The 2,368-nt window shown below is 38.0% G+C and carries 2 protein-coding genes; both read left to right on the forward strand.

The window, feature by feature from the left end; translation table 11 throughout:
- The first annotated feature begins 146 nt into the window (after window positions 1-146).
- On the forward strand, window positions 147-977 hold the full coding sequence (locus JEY82_RS19605; RefSeq protein ID WP_304089010.1) for a tyrosine-type recombinase/integrase: 831 nt from the start codon (window positions 147-149) through the stop codon (window positions 975-977).
- Window positions 977-2,116, forward strand: coding sequence for an IS91 family transposase (locus tag JEY82_RS19610; RefSeq protein ID WP_304089011.1), 1,140 nt, complete (start codon window positions 977-979; stop codon window positions 2,114-2,116). The genes JEY82_RS19605 and JEY82_RS19610 overlap by 1 nt, the downstream gene beginning before the upstream one ends.
- The last annotated feature ends 252 nt before the right edge of the window (window positions 2,117-2,368 follow it).

The raw sequence follows: 2,368 nt of genomic DNA on the forward strand, positions 1-2,368 counted from the left end.
TTGTTGAACGAAACCTAAAGGTAGCTAAAGCCTAAACTTAAGTACCTTTAGGGTGCATTCATTAAAACTTCGTATTATGAAAAAAAAGTACTCTTATCGAAAGAGCTTCTCATTCATGTGTTGAATTTAACAATATTTACCTAAAAATGAAACGCTCTATTGAGCTTTCAGGTAAAAGTTTGAGTACCCTTACCAATTATGCCCGTTGTTTGGCCACAATGACCCTTCATTTTAAGTGTTCACCTCTTGAATTGGAATCTGAACAAGTCTTGGATTATCTTCATTATCTGCAGTCGAAAAAGAAAACACCTTCATCATCCTATTTTAAGCATACCCTTTATGGCTTGCGTTTTGTCTACAAACTCTATGGGAAAGAGCCATTACTTCATAGCTTACCTTCTCTAAAAAAAGTTCACAAACTCCCTGTTGTTTTGAGCGTTCCGGAAATCAAACGCTTAATTGCAGCACCTAAGCTTTTAAAGCACAGAATGCTGATTGCTTTGATGTATGGTTGTGGTCTAAGACGATCTGAACTGATGAATATTAAGATTACAGATGCCGATTTGGATCGTAAAATGTTACACATTAGAGAAGGGAAAGGTCGAAAAGACCGTTATGTGCCTTTGGGTGATAACCTATCCTATGCCATAGAAAAATACCTCGATGCCGTTGGCCCCTACATCTGGCTTTTTAATGGGAACGGCCCCGATGGAACGCCCCAGCACTTTTCGGCAAATGGAGTTAGATGGATTATTGCTGAAGCTCGTAAAAAAGCGGGAATCAAAAAACAGGTTAGTTCTCATATTCTTCGTCATACTTATGCCACTCATCTTCTGGAGATGGGAACCGATATCATAACCTTAAAAGATCTACTGGGACATATCGATATCAAAACCACCATGCTTTATCTGCATACTTGTAATTTGGATAAACGCAAGGCCTTTTCGCCTATGGATCGAATTTATAAGATAAAATAATGATGAAGGCCAAATATGAGGTGGCTGATATCTTAAGAAGAAATCACCACATATTGGAACACATCGTAGTCAATCGATGGAAGTTAAGAACCCTATATGCCATCGAAATTTGCAGAACAGCTACTATGGGCGGCCATATTGACCAATGTCTAAACACGGCTTGTAATAAAACTCACATCAGTTACAACTCTTGCAGAAACAGGCATTGTCCCAAATGCCAGGGACACAAACAGCATGAGTGGATACTGGCACGCGAAAATGAACTAATCAACACCTCTTACTATCATATGGTTTTCACCTTGCCATCGGAGCTGCACAAACTAACATTTGCAAATCAAAAAACAGTCTATTCCATTCTCTTTAAAACCGCTTGGAGCGTGGTTAGAGACTTTGCTGCCAATCCAAAATTCATAGGTGGGAAAACGGGTATGATTAGTATTCTCCATACTTGGGGACAAAACCTGTCCTTTCATCCACATCTGCACTGTATAGTTCCTGGTGGTGGAATTAATCCAAATAAAAAATGGAAAGCTGCCAAAGGGAAAGACAAATATCTTTTTCCTGTGAAAGCAATCAGTAAAGTCTTTCGGGCACGTTTTATTAAGCAAATCAGATTGCATTTTAATCTCCATCCAGAAATCTACAAACTCCTGTTTCAAAAGAAATGGGTGGTGTATTGTAAACAGCCATTTTATGGACCAAAACAAGTTATCGAATACCTTGGCAGATACACTCACAAAGTTGCCATTAGCAACCATAGGTTAATCGACATTAGAGATCAGCAAGTTACTTTCATGGCCAAAGATTACAAACATGGAGGAAAGAAACAGCCTGTAAGTTTAAGTGATAGAGAATTTATTAGACGCTTCTGCTTTCATATTCTACCAAAAGGATTTACACGAATTCGGCATTATGGTATACTTTCAAGTTCTCTAAAGAAAGGTATACTACCTATTTTGCATGAGCAGTTGGGACTAGTTAAACTTTGCCCCCAAGAAGAAAGCAAACATCGAATTTGCCCAAGTTGTCAAAAAGGAGAACTCATCACCATCCGATATTTTGATAACCGAGGACCGCCGAAAAACATCAAGGCTCTTGATAAAGCAATCATTCAGACCATTATAAAAATAAAGTCTTAACAAAAGGCTACTGCCATAGCTATGCCTGCTTCTAAAATCATCTCTTTATAAAACACAAAAAAAAGCTGCATATTAGACTACAGCTTTACTATATTTTTGAAATGAAGCCTTTTTAAGAACTTCAGATTACAGCATATCCTTTGCTAAAAGTCTTACAAATTACATCATTACCCATAAGTGCCATTTTTTTCGGTTACGTCAACAAACCCTTCATGTTGGGCAGTTCCTGCCACACGAATGCTTAGTTGTTAG

This window comes from Maridesulfovibrio ferrireducens (assembly GCF_016342405.1).
GTDB classification, from domain to species: Bacteria; Desulfobacterota; Desulfovibrionia; order Desulfovibrionales; family Desulfovibrionaceae; genus Maridesulfovibrio; species Maridesulfovibrio ferrireducens_A.

Coding starts and splice junctions, on each gene's coding strand:
- JEY82_RS19605 (WP_304089010.1), top strand. CDS start 147: ATGAAACGCTCTATTGAGCTTTCAGGTAAAAGTTTGAGTACCCTTACC.
- JEY82_RS19610 (WP_304089011.1), top strand. CDS start 977: ATGATGAAGGCCAAATATGAGGTGGCTGATATCTTAAGAAGAAATCAC.